The following is a 20,516-nucleotide window of genomic DNA, read 5'->3' on the forward strand; positions in this document are numbered from 1 at the left end:
GGCTTCAAGCCGCCGCAAAAAGGCACTAAACCTCCATCCGGGTTGGGGCAGCGCAGAGCATAATGGTTAGCATTCCCGAACGGCAAACGTCGAAGGCTGCCGGCTGGTCGCGGCGCACGGCTGCCTTTTCGATGGTGCTTTTGCTGACGAACTTTGTCGGCCATCGCTTCGGCCTCGTTCAAACGCCGGTGTTCCTGTGGGTGCTGGGCATTGTCGCCCTGCTGGCGGCGCTGGCGCTGCTGTTCGCCGGCCTGGCCTTTGCAAGGCTGTGGAATTTTGGTGACCGTGGGGGCCGTGATCTCACCGTCGGCGCCTTGCTGGCGCTGCTGGTGCTCACCCCCTACGGCGTTGCCGCCTACTGGGCGACGATCTATCCGCCACTGCGCGACATCTCGACCGATTTCGATGAACCGCCCGCGCTCGATGTCGGTGACCGGACCAGGGACATGAACGTGCTGTCCCCGCCGACGCCGGGTGAGCAGACATTTCAGACCGACAGCTATCCATTGGTCACCGCACGCACCTACGACCTGCCATTCGAGACCGTCGTCAATGCCGTTGAAACGGTGCTCGACCGGCGCGGCTGGGACCTTTCGGAGCCTTATCCCGAATTCGCCGGGCAGACAGAGGTGACCATTACCGCCATCGCCTCGAGCTTCGTTCTTGGCCTTCCTGCGGACGTCGCCATTCGCGTGAGGGATGACGGCGACACGGTCATTGTTGATATGCGATCTGCCTCGCGTTACGGCCGCCACGATCTTGGCGACAATGCCGCGCGCATCACCGATTTCCTGGCGGAACTGGATCAGGAAGTCGCCGGCCAGGTCGGCGCGGCGCCGGCCCAATAGCCATTTTTTCGGGCGAATTGCACGCCGGCGACGATGGTCGAGTGAACACCGTGGGCGGGCGGGCAGGCCTATCGGCCCGGCGTGAAAACGCCATCCATGGCGGGGGCAGTGTCCGTCGCCACCACGCCGCGTTCCACCAGGTCCTCCAGATGGGCAAGCACCGACAGGCCGGCGGCGCCGTGCAGCCGGGGATCGGTATCCCTGTAGATCGCCTTGACCATGGCGGGAATAGTCCTGTCACCGGCTCTGATCCGTTCCAGTATGGCTCGTTCGCGCATCTTGCGATGGGTCTTCAGACCGCGCATGAAAGCGCGCGGCGCAGCCACCGGTCCACCATGGCCAGGCAGCAGCAGGCGATCGCCGCGCTCGATCAGCCGGTCCAGCGATGCCATGTAATCGGCCATTGCCCCGTCCGGCGGCGCGACGATGGATGTTGCCCAGCCCATGACATGATCGGCTGAAAACAGGATGCCGGTGCCTTCCAGCGCGAATGCCGCGTGATTGGCGGTGTGGCCGGGCGTCAGGACCGTCCGGATCGCCCAGCCATCGCCGCTGACCAGTTCACTGTCCGGCAAAGCGATGTCGGGAACGAAAGCGGTGTCGGCGCTGGCGTCGAGCGGATTGGTTTCGCCGATATGCAAGGGCCTCGCCGGCCGGTGCGGTCCTTCCGCCAGCACCTGGGCGCCGGTGCGCTCCTTCAGCCGGGCCGCCAGCGGGGAATGGTCGCGATGCGTGTGGCTGACGAAAATGTGGCTGACCGGCCGGCCGGCGATCACGTTGAGCAAGGTCTGAAGATGCGCCTCGTCATCCGGCCCGGGATCGATCACCGCCAGCGTGTCGCGGCCCACGACATAGCTGTTGGTGCCATGAAAGGTGAAGGGACTGGGATTCCCAGCCGTGACGCGTTGCACGTCCGGGGCCATGCTTACGCCTTGGCCATAAGCGGGGTCGAAACTGGTATCGAATTTGAGGGCCATGTCGCCACATTATTCCAAGAACGGCAAAACCGATTGCCGCATAGCACGCAAGCAAATATAGAAAAACGCAAGCCGCGATTGTTGGTTCGCGGCAAGATTGAATGGGGAAGACCATGACAACCGCAACGACGACGCGCCCGCTTGTTTTTCTGGCCTTGCCGCAAGAAGGTGCCGCGCGACTGGCAACGCAGTTTGTCCTGGCGATTGCCGGGACGCTGCTGTTGACCCTTTCGGCCAAGACCAAGGTAGTGCTCGGGCCTGTCGACATCTCGATGCAGACGCTCGCCGTCTTCCTGATCGCCGCCGCCTTCGGCATGCGGCTCGGCGTCGCCACCCTGCTGCTTTATATGGCGGAAGGCGCGATGGGCTTCCCGGTCTTCCAGGGCACGCCGGAAAAAGGCGTAGGCATCGCCTATATGCTCGGCTCGACCGGCGGCTATCTCGCCGGCTTCGTGGTCATGGCCGCGATTGTCGGCTGGGCCGCCGACCGCGGCTGGGACCGTCATCCGATCAAGCTTTTCAACGCCATGCTGGTTGCCGAAGTGGTCATGATGGCGATGGGTTTCGCCTGGCTGGCGCTGCTCATCGGTCCGGAAAAATCCTGGCAGTTCGGCGTCGTGCCGTTCATCGTCGGCGACCTGATCAAGGTCGCGCTCGCGGCCAGCCTCGTGCCGGCCGTCTGGTCATTGCTGAAGCGCTCCTGATTTGAGATCATCCGACCCGGATCACTCCGGGCCGGAGCTTGGCCTGCGGTCAGCTCGGGCCTGTTCACCAGGCATGTTACGGACGGGCCTTTGTGATGAAAGTTCTGGTCACCGGCGCTGCCGGCTTCATAGGCTATCATGTCGCCAGGCGGCTCCTGGAGCGCGGTGACGAGGTTGTCGGCATCGACAGCATCAATGATTACTACGACCCTGAGATCAAGCAGGCGCGGCTGCGGCTCCTGGCCGAGGCGAGCCGCGGCACCAATGCCGGCTATCATTTCATCCACGGCAATCTCGCCGACCATAGCGTGGTCGATGGCTGCTTTGCCGACCACGCCTTCGACCGGGTGATCCATCTCGCCGCCCAGGCAGGCGTCCGTTACAGCCTGGAAAACCCACGCGCCTATGTCGAGAGCAACATCGTTGCTTTCACCAACATACTCGAGGCCTGCCGCAGCAACCGTGTCGGGCACCTGACCTATGCCAGCACCTCCAGTGTCTATGGCGCCAATACCGACATGCCGTTTTCCGAGCATCGCCCGGCCGACCATCCCTTGCAGTTCTACGCCGCCACCAAGCGCGCCAACGAACTGATGGCGCACAGCTACAGCCATCTGTTCGGCCTGCCCACCACGGGGCTACGTTTCTTCACCGTGTACGGTCCCTGGGGGCGACCGGATATGGCTCTGTTCCTGTTCACCAGGAACATCCTGGCCGGCGAGCCGATCAAGCTGTTCAACAACGGCAACCACACGCGCGACTTCACCTATGTCGAGGACATCGCCGAGGGCGTGATTCGCGCCAGCGACAGTCCTGCCGCGGCCAACCCGGCCTGGGACTCCGGCCATCCGGATCCGGCGACCAGCAGCGCGCCCTGGCGCATCTTCAACATCGGCAACAGCAACCCGGTGAAACTGACCGCCTATGTCGAGGCGCTGGAAGATGCGCTCGGCCGCAAGGCCGTCATCGAGCTCCTGCCGCTGCAGGCCGGCGACGTGCCCGACACCTTCGCCGATACTTCGGCGCTGCAAGCGGCGGTCGGCTACCGCCCCCGCACCTCCGTCACGGAGGGGGTGGGGCGGTTCGTCGAGTGGTACCAGGGTTATTTTGGGCGGGCGTGATGAACGCACTCTTGGCCGCGTAGAGGCCGGCCTTCGGTCGAAAAGGACCGGGACCAAAAAAATGTGCTAGTCTCCCAAGTCATCAAATGGTGGGGATTGCCATGTTGGAAACGGACAAGCTGTTCGCGGGCTCGATTCCGGAAAACTACGACCGCTACATGGTGCCCTTGATTTTCGAGCCGTTCGCCGTGGATATCGCGCAACGAGCCGCGGCGCTGTCGCCAGGCGCGGTCCTGGAAATCGCTGCGGGCACCGGGGTCGTCACCCGCGCATTGGCACCAAGACTATCCCCGGACGCAAGCTATGTCGTGACCGACCTGAACCAGCCGATGCTCGACTACGCCGCTTCGCGGCAGACACCCGACAGCCGCATCGAATGGCGCCAGGCGGATGCGATGGCGCTGCCGTTCGAGGATGCGGCGTTCGATCTCGTCTGTTGTCAGTTCGGTGCGATGTTCTTTCCAAACCGCAGCTCCGCCTACCGCGAAGCCAGGCGGGTGCTGAAGCCGGGAGGACGGTTCTTGTTCAACGTATGGGATCGCATCGAGGAGAATGTGTTCGCCGATGACGTGACCAATGCGCTGGCGAGGATTTTCCCCGACGATCCGCCGCGCTTCCTGGCACGCACGCCGCACGGCTACCACGACAAGGTGCTGATCCGCCGCGATCTGGAGGACGCGGGTTTCTCCGATGTCGCGATCGAGACGAGAGCCGAACAAAGCCGCGCATCCTCGCCGCGCCTTCCGGCCGTCGCTTATTGCCAAGGCACAGTTCTTCGCAGCGAAATCGAGGCCAGGGACGCTGGAAAACTGGACGCCGCGACCGACTACGCGGCATCCGCCATTGCAGACAGACATGGCAACGGCGAAGTTGCCGCCAAAATCCAGGCATATGTGATCATGGCTGTGGCCTAGGTGTTGATACATCTGCCCTAAGCCCGTCCTCGATAAAGCCGAAAGTGCGATCGGTGATCACGGCCTCGGCCTTTGCCATGATGGGATCAGACGGGTTCGGCCGAAGCGGGAGGTGCCCGTCGATGGACGGTATTCAACATGGTCGATGCATTTGTCGTGTGCCGCATTGACAAGCCAATGCATGAAACCTAAGCACAGGCACTCAGGGCCGGGGGCTTTGGCATGTCAAGGAGAGCTTTTTGAAAGGAATTATCCTTGCTGGAGGCAGTGGAACACGTCTTTATCCACTAACATTAGCAGTCTCTAAGCAAATTCTTCCCATTTACGACAAGCCGATGATCTATTATCCGCTGAGCGTGTTGATGCTCGCGGGAATACGAGAGATTCTGATCATTTCGACGCCTCGTGATCTGCCCGCTTTCCGTGGTTTACTCGGCGACGGATCGGATTTTGGGCTGGCACTGTCTTACGCCGAGCAGCCGCAACCCAATGGCCTCGCGGAAGCCTTCATCATCGGCCGCGATTTCATCGGCAAGGACAGCGTGTCGATGATCCTGGGCGACAACATCTATTTTGGCGACGGGCTGTCGCAGCTTTGCCGCGCCGCGGCATCGCGCCAGAGGGGCGCTTCGGTGTTCGCCTACCATGTCGAGGATCCCGAGCGCTATGGCGTGGTGTCTTTCGACAAGGCGACCGGAACCGCGCTGACGATCGAGGAAAAGCCACAAACACCGAAGTCCAACTGGGCCGTCACGGGTCTCTATTTCTACGACAATGATGTCGTCGACATCGCCCCGACCATCCGCCCTTCGCCGCGTGGCGAGATCGAGATCACGGCGGTCAACAACGTCTATCTCGAGCGCGGCCAGCTCCATGTTCACCGGCTGGGACGCGGCTATGCCTGGCTCGACACCGGCACCCATGACAGCCTGCACGAAGCCTCTTCCTTCGTACGCACGATCGAACATCGCCAGGGCATCAAGGTCGCCTGCCCGGAGGAAATCGCCTTCGAACAGGGTTGGCTGACGGCGGACATGGTGCTGGAGCGCGCAGCCCGCCTGGGCAAGAATGAATACGCCGCTTATCTGCGCCGGCGTGTCGTCGATCTTTCGGAGGGCTAGAGATGCTGGAGGTGAGATCCCTGGGCATCGACGGGGTGCTTGAAATCGTTCCGAAACGCCATGGCGACGCACGCGGGTTCTTCATGGAAACCTACAATGCCGAGCGCTTTTCGCAGGCCGGCATTGATTTGACTTTCGTGCAGGACAATCACTCCTATTCCGCTGCCCCGGGCGTCTTGCGCGGGCTTCATTACCAGCTTGCGCCGCGCGCCCAGGACAAGCTGTTGCGCGTTATCCGTGGCAGTATTCTCGACGTCGCGATCGACATCCGCCGCGCCTCGAAAACCTTCGGCAAATGGGTCGCCCTCGAAGTGTCGGCCGAAAAAGGCAACCAGATCCTGGTGCCAAAGGGCTTCGCGCATGGCTTCGTCACACTCGTGCCCGACACCGAGGTGCTGTACAAGGTGACCGACACCTATTCGCCCGAGCATGACCGGTCGATCCGTTTCGACGATCCTGCCATCGGCATAGAATGGCCGTCGCTGGCCGGCGGGTTCCAGCTTTCCGACAAGGACCTCAAGGCGCCTATGCTGGCCGCGGCCGAGGTGTTCGCCTGATGGAGCGCGTGGTGCATAAGGACAGCGGGATGAATTTTCTGGTGACGGGCGGTGCCGGCTTCATCGGTTCGGCGGTATGCCGGCATCTGTGCGCCAATCCGGCCTACCGGGTGACCAACCTCGACAAACTGACCTATGCGGGCAATCTGGCCTCGCTGCGGCCGATCGAGAATGTCCACAATTACAGCTTCGCCCAGGCCGATATCTGTGACGAGAGGGCGGTGCTCGACATACTGCGCCGCGACGATATCGACATCGTCATGAACCTTGCCGCCGAGAGCCATGTCGACCGCTCGATCGATGGACCGGGCGCCTTCATCGAGACCAACATCGTCGGCACCTACAAGATGCTCAATGCCGCGCTCGAATACTGGCGTGGCCTGCCCGACGACAGGAAGGCCCGCTTCCGCTTCCATCACGTCTCCACCGACGAGGTGTTCGGCGATCTACCCTTCGACGGCGGCATGTTCGTCGAGGAGACGCCCTACGCGCCGTCCTCGCCCTATTCCGCCTCTAAGGCGGCCTCGGACCATCTGGTGCGCGCCTGGCACGAGACCTACGGCCTGCCGGTCGTGCTTTCCAACTGTTCGAACAATTACGGCCCCTATCATTTCCCCGAGAAGCTGATCCCGCTCGTCATCCTCAACGCGCTCGACGAAAAGCCGCTGCCGGTCTATGGCGCCGGCGCCAATGTGCGCGACTGGCTGTTCGTCGAGGATCACGCGCGTGCCCTGGAACTGGTCGCCACGAAAGGGCATCCGGGCGAGAGCTACAATGTCGGCGGCAATTCGGAACGCACCAACCTCGCCGTCGTCGAGACGATCTGCGACCTGCTCGACACCAGGCGCCCGCGCGCCGGCGGCAGGCGCTATCGCGAGCTGATCTCCTTCGTCACCGATCGCCCCGGCCACGACCGCCGCTACGCCATCGACGCTTCCAAGATAAGCCGCGAGCTCGGCTGGACGCCCAGGGAGAATTTCGACAGCGGCCTTGCCAGGACCGTGGACTGGTTCCTCGACAACAAATGGTGGTGGGGGCCGATCCGCGAACAGCGTTATGCCGGCGAAAGGCTGGGCGAAGCACGCAAGGTGGGCGCGTGAGGCTCCTCGTCACCGGACGCGACGGCCAGGTCGCGGCGAGCCTGCTCGAGGCCGGCCAGGCGCGCGCGGGCGTGGAGGTCGTCGCCCTCGGTCGCCCGGAGCTCGACCTGGCAAGACCCGACACCGTGATCGACGTCATCGCGGTTGCGAAGCCCGATCTCGTCGTGTCGGCCGCCGCCTATACCGCCGTCGATCAGGCCGAGGACGAACCCGATCTGGCCTTTGCGGTGAACGCGACCGGCGCCGGCAAGGTGGCGGAGGCCGCGGCGCGGCTCGGTGTTCCCGTCATCCATCTTTCGACCGACTATGTCTTCGACGGAACCAAGGTCGATGCCTATGTCGAAACCGACCCGACGGCGCCGCTCGGTGTCTATGGAACCTCCAAGCTCGCCGGCGAGCAGGCGGTAGCGGCCGCCAACCCGCGCCACCTGATCCTGCGCACCGCGTGGGTCTACAGCCCGTTCGGCAAGAATTTCGTGAAAACCATGCTGCGGCTCGCCGCCGACCGCGACGAGATTTCGGTGGTGGCCGATCAATGGGGCAATCCCACATCGGCGCTAGATATCGCCGACGCGATCCTGCATGCGGCCGCCATGCTGCACCGCGACAAGGACTTCGCCGCGTTCGGCACCTATCATCTGGCCGGCACCGGCGAGACCAACTGGAGCGGCTTTGCCCGTCATATCCTCGACACAAGCCTGAAGTCTGGTGGTCCTTGGGCGCGGGTAGGGGATATCACAACGATGGACTACCCAACCAAGGCGCGCCGCCCCGCCAACTCCCGATTATCAAGCGCGAAATTCGCGGGTGTGTTCGGATGGAACGCGCCGGACTGGCGGCAGTCGACGGAAGCGGTGGTGCGTCGGCTTTCTTGACACGGACACCGCGAAAAGACCCACGGGATCTCAGCTTGAATCCGGAATTCTAGCGGCGAACGGGCTAGCAGTCGATCGCCTCAACAATTCCATGGACAGCGCCGATTTGTGGCGTTTGGAACGCATGTCAAACCTATTCGGGCGGCTCGTATGTCGTCAAATTTGGCGTCTGGTTAGAGATTGTTGTGGTGCAGCTTTTTGTAGGCGTGGACGCGGGTCCGGCCCCACATGAGTCACCTAATCGCGTTCGCGCAGAGCAATTGACCTTTGCGCTCATTTCACTTATTTCAGATATGAGGTGATCACATGGGAACCGGGCATCTGAATTTTGAGAGCTTTGACGGCGGGCTTCGCCGGGCAGCGGAGGATGCATTGGGTTCGTTGCGGGAATTGGGCCGAGCGAGGAAGCGTGTCCCGGTGACCCTCGATCCGCAGATCGCTTCAGTGCTTGCCAGGTTTCTTAATACAGCCCTGGAACGAGGAGGGGTTGCTTACGGGCCGCTTGGAACGGAACTGTCTCCCAGCCAGGCGGGCAAGATCCTTGGCCTATCGCGGCCGCTTGTCGTCCGCCGGATGGAAGACGGACGGCTGCCGTTCCACTACGTCGGCACGCACAGGCGTTGTACGCTCGGGGATGTTCTTAGCCTGAAGGCCAAGGAAGACGAACAGAATCGGCTGATGACCGAGATTTACCAGGACTTCGAGATCGACGATGGTAACGAACAGCCAGATCAATAACCGGTATGCTGAATGTCTGAAACATGTGTAGTGACTGGCGGAGCCGGTTTCATTGGCTGTGCGCTCTCCACCAAATTGGCGAATCGTTTCGGTCGTGTAATCGTCGTGGACATCTTGCACCCGCAGATTCACGCTGAGCGAAAGCGTCCCGCCGAACTTGATCCGCGCGTTGAACTCGTGATTGCGGATGTGACCGAGGCTTCCACCTGGACGCAGGCGTTGGAAACCGCCCGGCCCGAAGTTGTGGTGCATCTTGCGGCTGAAACGGGCACCGGACAGTCACTCACAGAGGGCTCTCGCCATGCGATAGCGAACGTCCTTGGCACAACCCGCATGTTGGACGCTTTCGCCACGGCATCGCATGTTCCTGAGCGCTTTGTCCTGGCGTCAAGCCGCGCCGTCTACGGAGAAGGGGCATGGCGTTCAAGGGGGACCGGCCAAGTAACCTATCCGGGCCAGAGATCGAAGCAGCAGCTCGAGCGCGCGGAGTGGGATTTTCCCGGCCATGAACCTCTCCCAATGGATGCGGAAAAAACGATACCGAATCCGACCAGTATCTACGGGGCGACCAAACTAACCCAGGAACAGATATTGCGGGCCTGGGCCCTGTCATTCGGAACGGCCGTCAACGTGCTTCGTCTTCAAAACGTATATGGCCCCGGCCAGTCCTTGACGAATAGCTACACGGGAATTGTGTCGTTGTTCATCAGGATGGCCAAGGAAGGCAAGAGCATCCCGATCTATGAAGATGGCGATATCGGACGGGATTTTGTGTTCATTGACGATGTTGCCTCCGCGATCGACAAGGCCACGACAACGAATCTGTCGCAATCGCTCGCCTATGATGTCGGCACGGGCTCCAAGACCACGGTTCTTGATCTGGCGAAAATCGTCGCGAAGCGGTATGGGGCGCCCGAGCCGCACGTCAACGGCATGTTCCGCAACGGTGATGTACGCTGTGCCGTCGCCGACATTGGCAGGACGGTGCGCGAACTGGAATGGCGACCGTTGCGGGGTGTCGAAGAAGGAATCTGGAACCTTTCCGAATGGATCAATTCTCAGCTTGGCTAATGCGGGCATCTCGCGACGCAACTCCAAAACGGGTGCACTTCCTAGACGCGCTGCGTGGACTGGCGGCTGTTTGGGTCGTGGTTGTGCACGTAGCGATGCTCCCGTCTCCGCGCCTCCAGGTCGCGCCGTTTCTCGATGTGTTTGTCGTAAATGGCGTTATGGGAGTGGAACTGTTTTTCGTCGTGAGTGCATTCTCGCTATGCCTCAGTATGCCAGTTCATGACCGTGAAGCTCATCCAATGCTTGGGTTTGCGCTGCGTCGCTTTTTCAGGATCGCCCCTCTATTCTATTTGATGATCCTGGTCATGTGCATTCACAATTTCAGCGGGGTAGTGATCGATGGCAAATCAATCCTACTGAACCTGACATTTGTCTTCAATCTCGTGCCAGGTTACCAAACCTCTCTCGTGCCGGCAGGTTGGACAATAGGAGTAGAAATGCTCTTTTATCTTCTCTTCCCTTTGTTATACCGACGATTGAAAGGAGTGGCGCTCGCCACTTTCGCGCTATTCATTGCTATTGGCGTCGCGACTGTGTTCTTTATGACTGTAAGCTTGTTCGTTGACGATCCATTCAACTACTATCTATATTCAATACTCTATCGAGCTCCAATTTTCACATTCGGTCTCGTTGCATTCTACGCTCTGCCGTTGCTGGAAAAGCGCCCGGACAGAAAAGAGATCGGCTTGGCTCTCCTGGCGTCAGTGCCTGTGCTGTTTTTTGCAATCACTACAAACAAGGTCGCGCTATTCGACAAATACTATTGGGAAGGGGTGATGTTTGGCGCATTGGTGGTCGGTCTTGGCCTTGCTCCTATTGCCATGATCGTCAATCCAGTTTCGGCATGGTTGGGAAGAATCAGTTACTCCGTCTATCTTCTTCACACGCCCGTCATCGTCACTCTCATTCCGACCATGCGATCGATCCAGGCACTGGTAGCAAGTCAAACAGTTGCCTTCGCTCTCAGTTTGGCGATGATTTTGGCTTTAGTGATCCCGGCAGCCTTTCTCATGAACTATTTCGTCGAGGATCCAATCAACAAATGGGGCAAGCGCCTCTCGTCCCGAGTTGCCGGTCTTAAGAACGTCGAACCGCTGAGCAGCCAAGCGGTTGTGGCGGAGGCCGTCAGGAACTGACAAATTAGTCCACCGGAAACGCGGCTGAGGCTCTCCTGGCGACCGTTGCGAGTTGCTCAAGGACGCAAGGCAAGGAAGATCGATGAAGCGTTTGGCAATCGCATTTTACTATGATCCGCGTGGCAAGGTGGACGAGTATTATTTTCACCTGCTTGCGTCGATAAGGCCTTTTGTCGAGCACGTCGTAGTGGTCTGCAACGGTCGAGTAGACAAAGAAGCCGAATCTCGTCTTTCTGAAGCTGTCGATGACTTCCTGATCAGGGAGAACAAAGGGTTCGATGTGTGGGCCTATCGGGCTGCCCTGGAACATATCGGGTGGGATGAACTTTCACACTTCGATGAGGTTTTGTTTTTCAACCACACATTCTATGGACCGATCTTCCCCTTCACGGAAATGTTCTCGGAGATGGGGCAGCGTCACTGTGATTTTTGGGGGATTTCCGCCCACAGGGCGATGAGACCCAACCCGATCGACGTCAAAAAGTCGGAACTGCCCTTCCATCTCAACTCCCACTTCATCGCAGTGCGCCGGTCCTTGCATCAGTCGAAGGCGTTTCGTGACTATTGGACCCGGATGGCGCCCATTAACTCCTATACGGATTCAGTTGCGAAGCACGAAACGGTGTTCACAGAGCGTTTTCAAAATTTGGGCTATACCTGTTCGGTGTTGCTCGATCCGGAACGGTATAAGACCCCGTATCCAGTTCTGATGGAGCCAGACAAAACGCTTGAGGACCGAAGCCCGATCCTGAAGAAGCGCCTCTTTTTCCATGACACGCTGTTTCTCGAGCGCGAGGCCATTAACTTGCCACGTGCCCTGGAGATCGTAGAGAGGCAGTCAGACTATGATTTATCGCTAATATGGAAGAGCGTTGGCCGCCTGGGCCCTCCTCGCACGCTGAATGGCAACGCCGCGTTGCTCTCCGTCCTTCCGGATGTGCATGTTGGCGCGCAAAGAAATTGGGACAGCTATCGGATAGCTGTTCTTGCGCATGTGTATCACGTGGACATGATCGACGAGGTTCTGGGCTACGCCGAAAACGTACCGAAGGGCTACGATCTGATCATTACGACCGACGACGCAAGCAAACAGGCGTTGATCCGAAAAGCAGTCGCGAAAGCGGCGAACGCCAGGAACGTGGCCGTTCTGGTGGTTCAGAACGACGGTAGGGATACCTCCGCTCTCCTTATCGGGTGCCGAGACTACGTGCTCGATGACCGGTACGATCTGATCTGCCGAATTCATTCCAAGCGATCTCCCCAAGATGGCACAAAGGGAGAACTATTCAAACTCCACACTTTTGAGAACCTTCTTCATACTCCCGGATATGTTGAAAATTTGCTTGAGCTTTTTGCTGGCAACCCGGCGCTTGGTCTCGTTATGCCGCCAATGATACACATTGGCTATCCGACGATGGGAAACTCATGGTTTGGCAATAAAGCCAATGTCGCAAAGCTAGCCAACCAGCTCGGCCTGATGGTACATCTTGACGAAAATAGTCCCGTTGCACCTTACGGTGGAATGTATTGGTTCCGCCCCGCCGCTCTGAGGAAGCTTTTCGCATATAGCTGGAGCTGGGACGGTTTTGCTAACATGCAGTATCGGGATGGGAGCCTGGTCCATGCCATAGAGCGGATCATAGCCTATGTTGCAATCGACGCCGGATATACCTTCCGACACGTGATGACTGCAAGGCATGCTGCTCACAACTACGTAATGTTGGAGGCCAAATTGCAAACAATGTGCGCAAATGGATCGCCGGCAGAATTCGGAAATCTAGGAGTGAAAAGATCCTTTCGTGGCCTCATCTTCTCGATCAAGAGGTCAATCTTGGCTAGATCGCCAATGGCGTTCAGGCTCCTTAGGCCGCTCTACCGTGGTCTGCGGAGGATAAGCCCGCCTTAGGGTTAGTTGTGGCAATTCCATACCAATGGAGAACTTGTGATTTTTTCCTTATTCAGACGATCTTCGCAAAAGTCGCCCAAAATTGCGCAGTCTTTGGGAGTACCTGGTGCGGATGGTCAAGAATTCAATACAGCCGACAAACAGCCGTCAAGCGCACCCGACCTGGTTGACCGCGATACTCAGTCTGCCTCTGTACCACCTGTTATTGATTCATTTCGCGGTCTCGACCCAGGTGCTTTTTTTCGAGGGGACAACTGGAGTTTTGATAAGCATTCAATACGAAAGACGGCTTTGGATAAATATCGACAGTTTTACGAGCCGCTGCGATCCGCTGGCGCCACTGCCTATGATCTTGACCGAATTTCAACAGCTATTTTCTACCTAAGGACAATGTTGCAGCGACATAACCTGTCCGGACCCGAAAAAACTGCACTCGAAATCGGTTGTGGAAACGGCAATAAATCGCTGGCGGTGAACGATCTCTTTGGCCGTTACGTCGGAGTGGACCTACTTCCCGACCAGATTGAGATCGCAAAGAGGCGAGCTCAATCTATCGGAGCGAATAACACCCAGTTCATCTGCGATAACGCTGCGAAGATTCTGCGGAGCCCGGGTCTTTACGACCTTCCGGGCAAGATCGATGTCTTGGTCCTCTACGCTGTTGTTGAGCATCTGACACTTGATGAACGCCCCCAGATTATGCGCCTGGCGGATCAGGTAATCGCCGACGGTGGGACCGTCATACTGATGGAGGCACCAAACCGCCTTCTGCCCTTCGATGCCCACACGACTGGAACGCATTTCTTTAACTGGCTTCCCGATCAACTAGCCCACGCCCTAGCCAAGGCCGAAATGGTCAGGCGAGAAATGGCCGATAATCTTTCTTCATGGGAAAGTGAAACTGGCGAGGAAGAACTCTATCGCCTCGGTCGAGGCGTAAGTTACCATGACTTGCAATTCGGCCTGTCAAGACCGCTTGCTCAGTACGGGTTCCCGGTTAGCTCATTCAATTGCGAGACACTCAACATGGAGCCCTTGCAGTTCCAAGAAATCGCGCTGCTCGGCCATCTTTCAGCGAATGTGGATGGTATTCCGGCCGGCAGCTTTTCGCGTTCCTGGGTCGACACAGTTATTAGTGGAAATCCTTCCGATACCCAACAGACTAACTATATCTCACCTCATTGGCCCGATTGGATAAGGGTCTCTGTTCCGCCGGTTTTTTGGTATTCGCCCTCGGTTGTCTTAGGACAAGCCCGGTCGGAATGGACCGCCCGACCTAACATTCAGGATGTCGATGAACTCAATCTAGTATTCAGCGGTGATGGGGCCTGCTTTGCCGTTTCTATTAATGGCACGAAGGTTGACTCCATAGATCTAGCGAGCCTGAAAAACTGCCGTCTCAGGAGATGGCACGATACATACTCAATTGCATATAAGCTATCGACCGATTTGCGCGAACTGCGAATCGGTGTCGAGAACGACAGTCCTGACTTTCATTTCCAGGGGGCATTTGCCTCGACCATTGCAGAATAGCTTTCAACTGTCAGCGCTGCAGAACAGCACTGGCAGCACGTTTCGCACACCTTGCGGCGCGCCAGCTCGCCCTTACCGACTTGACCACTACCCGCCTCAATTTCGGATATCTCGCCAATCGAACTGAAATCTGGTGCACAAGCCTGATAATCTTACGATTGCGAAAGGTATTGAGTTGTTCTTCGATCTTGCCAACGTGCAACAACAAAAGCTCGACGTGACTCGACAGGTCAAACCTCTCCCGTTCCAAGCTAGCTATGCGTTGGTTCAGGTACGACAGCCTGCCCGTTTTTTCGACGCTGCCTCTGATCTGCCTTTGAAGCTGGATAGATTCGAACCGCGGTAAAACACTATTCGCCTGAGCAATTCTTTTTAGGGCAGGCCATTCAGTATAGGTACGCACCATCGAATCGGGACGGACCCGATACAGACAATCGATAGTAGGAATAATCGCAATCCGATGTCCCTTGGCTATGGTATTGAGGTAAAACGCCCAATCTTCCCATTTGGCCTTGTTGGAGTGCCCCCACCCCCCCAATTCCCTGGCGAGTGAGACACGTACGCCAGAATTGGCATGGCCCAGAACGTTTTGCGCTTGCGAGATAACAAACCCGTCCCCGATCGCACGATAGATGTACTTGCCCCGTTCTCCCCAAACATTGAAGTTTTCGCCGTCGCCGAAGCCCTGCAGGTACGGCACTGCAACGGCAGCTTTAGGATTCCTGCTAAGTGCCCTGACGATATTCTTAATCCAATTCGTTAGTGGAATATCGTCAGAATCAATGTTCAATAAAAGATCAGTTTTGCATTCTGCCAGAGCTGTGTTACGCGCACCGGCCAATCCCAAATTGTGTTCGTGGCTTATGATCCGATACGGATACCGCAATGTCTCCTCAGCCAACTTTCTGAGCGCTTCGACATTTGCCTGCGCCGATGCATCGTCGACGATGATCACCTCTTCAGGTGCCAACGATTGCTCATTGAGCGCCAAGAAGAGTTCACGAACATATCCAAGATAGGTGTTAAAAAAAGGAATGACGACGGTTGAGGACAGCAAGCGCGATGGTTTGGTTGCAGTTACGCGCCCAACCCCCTTCAAATCGACGGCACGTTGATTGTTTGATATAATGTTTGCAATGAGTTTCTGATGTATGTTGGCCCGCACTCCAGTGGGCCACCCCGTCGCCTCAATCAATTTCTCCGCGAGGCTAGCGCTTGTAGCATCGAATAGACAATCGGCCCAACCGTCGGACTGGAAAATCTCGGGAATCCCGCCTGCCTTTGCTGCGAGCAACGTCCCACCATTCGCCACAACGTCATAGACGGCCAGTGGGAAGTTATCCGCACGATAAGGCTGAATGAATAGAGACGACTCGCGATTGGCTTCAATAAACTCCAACAATCGAGCATGGTCGAACTGGTTGTGCTCTTCTACGATAAAGCTGCGGCGGATACTATCGGTATCACACGGTTCCTCGTTAGGGACCTTAGGGCCGATGATGACAATTTTCGAGATTCCTGCCTCTTGCAGCTTTTCGCAGATATTAGCCGACAGGGCGTTGCAAAATAGATCGAACCCTTTCATCCGGTTCTGCTTGCCGATGAATACCAATGTATCCACATCAGAATAGTTAATATCGGCACCGGTTGGAGTATCGTACCAGTATGGGATGATTTCTACCCGGAAGCTGTCTACAGCAATCCCATTTTCAATATACAAATTCCTGAGATATGTCGTAGGAAAAATAATTTTGTCTGCGAGCTCTATGGAGATCTTTTCGCGCTCCGCGATCGTATCTTGGTCGATGTTGAACCAGCGTTCGCTGGCGTTCTCGATATAGTAGAGGTTGCCATGGCAATGGACGATCGTTCTCAAGCTGTCTGGCAGCAGTCCACTAGATTTCGCTTGCGCAAGTCGGCAGCCCACTCCGGTATAATCCTGGAATTCAACAGACTGTAGCGTGGGCACGAAGAACAAAACTTGCTCGACGCATTTAAGAGCGATGTCTTCGGAAGGAAGATCTTTCAGATCTTCAATAGAAAAGAGCGCCTTTGAAAATAGCAGCCGTTGCTGCGAGGCATCGGCGTTCTCATCTACTATCAGCACCGCCGACTGCGAATCGAGGGTGAATTGGCTAGCAACGAATGTTCCGATTCCCCCAGCTCTGTTTATCCCCGGATACTCGGTTGTGACGAGGAGCGCAGTTGTTGCCATTCCGGCCGGGATACCCATACCAACCAAGAAATTCTCATATTCCTTTTTACGGAAAGAGCATTCAACAAAGCTGGTTGAATAGATAGGATCGAACTTATTTGGCCGAGTGTGTCCGGCACGGTTAACATGAAAGCCAGCAGCAGTCAGAAATTCGCACAGTTCCTCTAGCGTCCACTCTCGGACATGAGCCTTATTAGCAGGAAAACTGTTGGGAGCGGCGTACTCCAATTCTCCTCGATCGGGAGTAGAGAATAGCACCCTGTTGGATGGATTGCTCGCCAGAATGGTGCGCACCAATGCCAGTAACGGGCGGGGGTCAAGGAGATGCTCGATAACGTCACTTACGATAATGACAGTGGGCACATCGATCTTTGACAGTTGAACGGCCACGCCGACCGCTTCGCTCCATTCCGAGAAATCGCACTCTACAAACGTGGCCTTGGGAAAGTTCTCTTTCGCAGACGCCAACGATGCTTTGAAATCTACTGCCACAATCTCGAAGGAATTGACGTCAAAAGAAGCTTTCAACTTCAAAGCATTGCCACATCCTAAGTCTATAACCCGTTTCAATTTGTTCGTGATGGCCAGGTCAGCGGCTTCATGATAGACATCTGGCTGCCAGACAACCTCAGTGTGCGAGCTGTCATCGAATATCTCGTTCATATATCGAGAGTTTCCGGCACATCCGAAGTTCGCGCCCGGAGTTGCAATATATTTGTCGGGCTTAATCGTTGCTGGGAGCGCGTCCCATGGAATGATAGGCTTCCGCTCGGGCATTTCGAATGCGACTGCGCCAGATATCATCTTCGCCATCAATGATTCTCTTTAATCCAGTCGACTGTAAGGTCTAAAGCGTGATCGAAATCGGTCTCCGGACTCCATCCAACCTCCTGTTTTGCGCGCTCGATACAAAGCACGTTCGATGGAACGTCGAACGGCCTCGCAGGCAAAAACTTGAGGTCGGCCGGTTTCCCCAATCGCCTTTCAACCGCGTGAACTATCTCAAGAATGGATTTACCTTGTCCGCCACCGACATTGAAAACTCGTTCGTTACTCTCGTACCCAATTAGCTTCTCGAAAAATTGGATCAAATCGTCTACAAATATGTAATCTCGGACATTGCTGCCGTCTCCAAATATGTTTATCGGATCACCATTTATAATGCTCTTTGCCACAGTGGGTATAAGGCCTTGATTCTTGGAGCCTGTCTGTAGAGGGCCAAAAGGGTTCGAAACTCTTGCGATGTAGTACTGCAAACCATGAATTTGGTAAAACACGCGCAGGTAGTTTTCGATCGTAACTTTATTGGCGCCATACGCGCTGATTGGTGACGTCGGTTGGTCTTCCTTCAGTGGTATGTTGACATTAGTACCATAGACAGTCCCGCCAGAAGATACGAAAATCACCCTCTTAATACCTAGCGAAACGCACGCGTCTAAGAGCTTAATAGTGCTCATCACGCTTCGCTGCACATCGCCGACCATCTCGACGTTTGCGGTTGCAGGAGTCGTGGCGTGGATTAAATGATAGACCACGTCGAATCCGGCGATTGCATTTGCGACCGAAGACTCATCGGTGAAATCACCTAGAATGTACTCGACACCCTCTATTTTATGGAGCGGTAGGCCGCGACCAAAAGACCGGACAGTCGATCCTATCCGAAATAGACTTCGGCAAACGTGGCTGCCTAAAAATCCACCTCCACCCAGCACAACGCATTTAGGGTACCGCATTCAGAAAAATCTCCAATTCCACGCGGCACCACCAAATTTTGCGCAAACATAGCAACCTTGGCAAGTCCGTCTTCGAGCTGCCCACGGCAAGATTAGGTTCTCTACCGAGGTGATCGTCCTTCGCTAATGGCGTGCCGCGTGTCGAGGTAGCTCTTTCGCGCTCGGGCGAGCGAGATTACGTTACCTATCACGCGCTTTAAGTAAGCGATTCCACTCGGCCAGCGCGAAGTGTCATTTTCTTCGTGCAGACGCGCTGGATCAGCGCATCGTCGTGGCTGGCCAGCACGATGATGCCGGCCTTTTCCGCCAGTTCGTCCATCCGTCGTTTGGCCTTGTCCTGGAATGACGCGTCGCCGGCGCCGATCCATTCGTCCATCAGCAGAATTTCAGGCTCAAGCGTGGTCGCTGCCGCAAATGCCAGGCGTGCCGCCATGCCTTGGCTGTACGCCTTGAACGGCAGGTCGATGAAATCACCGAGTTCGCTGAAATCGATTATTTCTTCCATCTTCTCTTCGATCTCGGCCTTCGTCCAGCCGCTGATCAATCCCCTCAGCACGATGTTCCTGCGCCCAGTGGCCTCGGGGCGAAACCCTATACTGATGTTGAACAGCGCGTCGACCTTGCCGGTGATGGCCATCGTGCCGCCCGATGGCTGGTAGATTCCGTATAGAACCTTGAGCAGGGTGGTCTTGCCGGCGCCATTCGGGCCGACGAGCCCTAACCGGTCGCCCGCCTTGAGCTCGAAGCTGACACCGTCGAGCGCCTGCACGACCTGTTTGGTGCCCGATTTGGCTATATTGCCGCCGAGAGCGCTGCGACGCCGGCCGGGCGCCGAAAGCGTCAATTTTTCAAACAGCCGATAGACGAGGCTGACATTGTTCAGTTTGATGGAGGTCATTAGGCTCAGATCAGGAAAACGACGTGCTTGCGATAACGGCCCAGCAGCAGCAACGCAAGAGCCCAGACGCCGAGACAGATGCAACCAGTCACCACCAAGGCATGCATCGGAAAGATGCCCGCGGTGATCGGCTCGCGCACACCCGCCAGGAAATAGGTGAACGGATTCCAATGATAGGCATACTTTTGGATGCCTTCTTGCCCGCTATAGACCCAGAAGACCGGCGTGAAGAACATGCCCACCCGCATCATGTTGCCGACGATGAACTCACTGTCGGGGAAAAAGGCGCCCAAGAACGCGAAAACCAGGATAAATGCAGGCGTTGCCCAGACGATGAGCAGCAGACCCAGCAACGACAGCAGCCAGTTCGTGTTGATGCCGTAACCGCTCAACAACAGAATAAGAACGCATCCCGCCAGCGAATAACCAGCCCGGATGACGCTTTGCATCGTCAATCGCATCACGTACACGAACAACGGCAGCGTCGTGCCTTGAATGAAGCTCACCTCGCGCTGGAAGAGCGATACGCTCACGATGATGGTTTCGCTGAGATAGAACCATACCAGCATGCCGATGGCTACGTAGGCTATGTAGCTGGGGTTGCTCGCGTCCTTGGTGACGAAAACAAAGACAAACGTGCCGACGAAAGCGAAATAGTTGACCAGCATCCAAAGCGGGCCGAGTGTCGTGCGTCTGTGCTGGTCGCCAATGTCTTCATGGGCAAGCGCCACCCAGACCCGGTGTAATTTCATGGCTTTTGAGATGTCGTCAAAAGCCCCGTTTAGTGCAGCAATCATAGCTGGGAGTATCGCAATCTGTTGTTTCGGCGCATTGACCTTCGCTGGCCATAGCGAACCACCAAGCCCCTGTCTAATAGCCGTTTCGATGGACATATGGCAACGCATTGCGTCCTAGCGAGGTCTGGAGCAGAGTCAACTGCGGCAAAACTGGACACACGTGCTGATGACGCACTGTTTATAAGCAATCGCTAATGTGGACTTCGCGGCAGTTTTCCACGAATCGAGCTTCATGCTTCCCTTGCCCCTCATTCTTCCAAAAAAACATCTGG

General features: G+C 56.8%; 18 protein-coding genes. 13 read left to right on the forward strand and 5 right to left on the reverse strand.

All coding sequences use genetic code 11. The annotated features are described in order from the left end of the window. Positions 1 to 62: 62 nt before the first annotated feature. A complete protein-coding gene (locus O7A70_RS30585; RefSeq protein ID WP_337143668.1) occupies positions 63 to 848 on the forward strand; it encodes a DUF1499 domain-containing protein in 786 nt (261 codons plus the stop codon). Between the two features lie 68 nt (positions 849 to 916). Here O7A70_RS30585 and O7A70_RS30590 read toward each other — a convergent pair whose 3' ends face one another. Continuing rightward, entirely contained in the window at positions 917 to 1,825 is a 909-nt protein-coding gene (locus O7A70_RS30590; RefSeq protein WP_337143669.1) for an MBL fold metallo-hydrolase, read from the reverse strand. Positions 1,826 to 1,938: 113 nt separating this feature from the next. Here O7A70_RS30590 and O7A70_RS30595 point away from each other — a divergent pair, with 113 nt between their 5' ends. The 12 genes from O7A70_RS30595 to O7A70_RS30650 all read left to right on the forward strand — a co-directional run bounded on the left by O7A70_RS30595 (position 1,939) and on the right by O7A70_RS30650 (position 14,601). Beyond that, positions 1,939 to 2,529 (forward strand): biotin transporter BioY, encoded by a 591-nt coding sequence (locus O7A70_RS30595; protein ID WP_027145919.1) that lies wholly within the window; start codon positions 1,939 to 1,941, stop codon positions 2,527 to 2,529. Between the two features lie 95 nt (positions 2,530 to 2,624). Beyond that, positions 2,625 to 3,650 (forward strand): NAD-dependent epimerase, encoded by a 1,026-nt coding sequence (locus tag O7A70_RS30600; RefSeq protein WP_337143670.1) that lies wholly within the window; start codon positions 2,625 to 2,627, stop codon positions 3,648 to 3,650. Between the two features lie 101 nt (positions 3,651 to 3,751). Further along, positions 3,752 to 4,564, forward strand: coding sequence for a class I SAM-dependent methyltransferase (locus tag O7A70_RS30605; protein WP_337143689.1), 813 nt, complete (start codon positions 3,752 to 3,754; stop codon positions 4,562 to 4,564). 239 nt (positions 4,565 to 4,803) lie between these two features. Then, the gene (gene rfbA, locus O7A70_RS30610) at positions 4,804 to 5,685 is read left to right on the forward strand and encodes a glucose-1-phosphate thymidylyltransferase RfbA (protein ID WP_140717955.1); all 882 of its coding nucleotides are present in this window, start codon (positions 4,804 to 4,806) and stop codon (positions 5,683 to 5,685) included. Positions 5,686 to 5,687: 2 nt separating this feature from the next. Further along, positions 5,688 to 6,242, forward strand: coding sequence for a dTDP-4-dehydrorhamnose 3,5-epimerase (gene rfbC / locus O7A70_RS30615; RefSeq protein WP_337143671.1), 555 nt, complete (start codon positions 5,688 to 5,690; stop codon positions 6,240 to 6,242). Between the two features lie 29 nt (positions 6,243 to 6,271). Next, complete coding sequence (gene rfbB / locus O7A70_RS30620) at positions 6,272 to 7,342, forward strand: dTDP-glucose 4,6-dehydratase (RefSeq protein WP_337143690.1); 1,071 nt, start codon at positions 6,272 to 6,274, stop codon at positions 7,340 to 7,342. Next, complete coding sequence (gene rfbD, locus O7A70_RS30625; protein WP_337143672.1) at positions 7,339 to 8,217, forward strand: dTDP-4-dehydrorhamnose reductase; 879 nt, start codon at positions 7,339 to 7,341, stop codon at positions 8,215 to 8,217. The genes rfbB and rfbD overlap by 4 nt, the downstream gene beginning before the upstream one ends. A 306-nt stretch (positions 8,218 to 8,523) precedes the next feature. Further along, a complete protein-coding gene (locus O7A70_RS30630) occupies positions 8,524 to 8,955 on the forward strand; it encodes a DNA-binding protein (RefSeq protein WP_337143673.1) in 432 nt (143 codons plus the stop codon). A gap of 30 nt (positions 8,956 to 8,985) precedes the next feature. After that, positions 8,986 to 10,026: an NAD-dependent epimerase/dehydratase family protein gene (locus tag O7A70_RS30635; protein WP_337143674.1), complete on the forward strand. Its 1,041-nt coding sequence runs from the start codon at positions 8,986 to 8,988 to the stop codon at positions 10,024 to 10,026. Continuing rightward, positions 10,002 to 11,162: an acyltransferase family protein gene (locus tag O7A70_RS30640; protein WP_337143675.1), complete on the forward strand. Its 1,161-nt coding sequence runs from the start codon at positions 10,002 to 10,004 to the stop codon at positions 11,160 to 11,162. The genes O7A70_RS30635 and O7A70_RS30640 overlap by 25 nt, the downstream gene beginning before the upstream one ends. An 82-nt stretch (positions 11,163 to 11,244) precedes the next feature. Then, positions 11,245 to 13,068: a rhamnan synthesis F family protein gene (locus O7A70_RS30645; protein ID WP_337143676.1), complete on the forward strand. Its 1,824-nt coding sequence runs from the start codon at positions 11,245 to 11,247 to the stop codon at positions 13,066 to 13,068. Positions 13,069 to 13,104: 36 nt separating this feature from the next. Continuing rightward, positions 13,105 to 14,601, forward strand: a complete 1,497-nt coding sequence (locus O7A70_RS30650; RefSeq protein WP_337143677.1) for a class I SAM-dependent methyltransferase — start codon at positions 13,105 to 13,107, stop codon at positions 14,599 to 14,601. A gap of 10 nt (positions 14,602 to 14,611) precedes the next feature. Here the strand turns inward: O7A70_RS30650 and O7A70_RS30655 are convergent, their stop codons facing one another. The 4 genes from O7A70_RS30655 to O7A70_RS30670 form a co-directional block, all read right to left on the reverse strand. Beyond that, on the reverse strand, positions 14,612 to 17,629 hold the full coding sequence (locus tag O7A70_RS30655) for a glycosyltransferase (RefSeq protein WP_337143678.1): 3,018 nt from the start codon (positions 17,627 to 17,629) through the stop codon (positions 14,612 to 14,614). Continuing rightward, positions 17,629 to 18,549: an NAD-dependent epimerase/dehydratase family protein gene (locus tag O7A70_RS30660; RefSeq protein ID WP_337143679.1), complete on the reverse strand. Its 921-nt coding sequence runs from the start codon at positions 18,547 to 18,549 to the stop codon at positions 17,629 to 17,631. Before O7A70_RS30660 ends, O7A70_RS30655 begins: the two co-directional genes overlap by 1 nt. A gap of 196 nt (positions 18,550 to 18,745) precedes the next feature. Next, positions 18,746 to 19,531: an ABC transporter ATP-binding protein gene (locus tag O7A70_RS30665; protein WP_337143680.1), complete on the reverse strand. Its 786-nt coding sequence runs from the start codon at positions 19,529 to 19,531 to the stop codon at positions 18,746 to 18,748. Then, positions 19,453 to 20,340 carry an ABC transporter permease gene (locus tag O7A70_RS30670; protein ID WP_337143681.1) on the reverse strand — a complete coding sequence of 296 codons (888 nt, stop codon included), beginning with the start codon at positions 20,338 to 20,340 and terminating at the stop codon, positions 19,453 to 19,455. The genes O7A70_RS30665 and O7A70_RS30670 overlap by 79 nt, the downstream gene beginning before the upstream one ends. Positions 20,341 to 20,516: the final 176 nt, after the last annotated feature.

Origin of the sequence: Mesorhizobium sp. Cs1299R1N1, assembly GCF_037179655.1 — a bacterium.
GTDB lineage: Bacteria > Pseudomonadota > Alphaproteobacteria > Rhizobiales > Rhizobiaceae > Mesorhizobium > Mesorhizobium salmacidum.

Excerpts from the sequence above, each read along its gene's own strand:
- O7A70_RS30670 (WP_337143681.1), bottom strand. The coding sequence starts at position 20,340 with ATGTCCATCGAAACGGCTATTAGACAGGGGCTTGGTGGTTCGCTATGG.
- O7A70_RS30660 (WP_337143679.1), bottom strand. The coding sequence starts at position 18,549 with ATGCGGTACCCTAAATGCGTTGTGCTGGGTGGAGGTGGATTTTTAGGC.
- rfbC (WP_337143671.1), top strand. The coding sequence starts at position 5,688 with ATGCTGGAGGTGAGATCCCTGGGCATCGACGGGGTGCTTGAAATCGTT.
- O7A70_RS30585 (WP_337143668.1), top strand. The coding sequence starts at position 63 with ATGGTTAGCATTCCCGAACGGCAAACGTCGAAGGCTGCCGGCTGGTCG.
- O7A70_RS30595 (WP_027145919.1), top strand. The coding sequence starts at position 1,939 with ATGACAACCGCAACGACGACGCGCCCGCTTGTTTTTCTGGCCTTGCCG.
- O7A70_RS30600 (WP_337143670.1), top strand. The coding sequence starts at position 2,625 with ATGAAAGTTCTGGTCACCGGCGCTGCCGGCTTCATAGGCTATCATGTC.
- O7A70_RS30640 (WP_337143675.1), top strand. The coding sequence starts at position 10,002 with ATGGATCAATTCTCAGCTTGGCTAATGCGGGCATCTCGCGACGCAACT.
- O7A70_RS30605 (WP_337143689.1), top strand. The coding sequence starts at position 3,752 with ATGTTGGAAACGGACAAGCTGTTCGCGGGCTCGATTCCGGAAAACTAC.
- rfbB (WP_337143690.1), top strand. The coding sequence starts at position 6,272 with ATGAATTTTCTGGTGACGGGCGGTGCCGGCTTCATCGGTTCGGCGGTA.
- O7A70_RS30590 (WP_337143669.1), bottom strand. The coding sequence starts at position 1,825 with ATGGCCCTCAAATTCGATACCAGTTTCGACCCCGCTTATGGCCAAGGC.
- O7A70_RS30645 (WP_337143676.1), top strand. The coding sequence starts at position 11,245 with ATGAAGCGTTTGGCAATCGCATTTTACTATGATCCGCGTGGCAAGGTG.
- O7A70_RS30630 (WP_337143673.1), top strand. The coding sequence starts at position 8,524 with ATGGGAACCGGGCATCTGAATTTTGAGAGCTTTGACGGCGGGCTTCGC.
- O7A70_RS30655 (WP_337143678.1), bottom strand. The coding sequence starts at position 17,629 with ATGGCGAAGATGATATCTGGCGCAGTCGCATTCGAAATGCCCGAGCGG.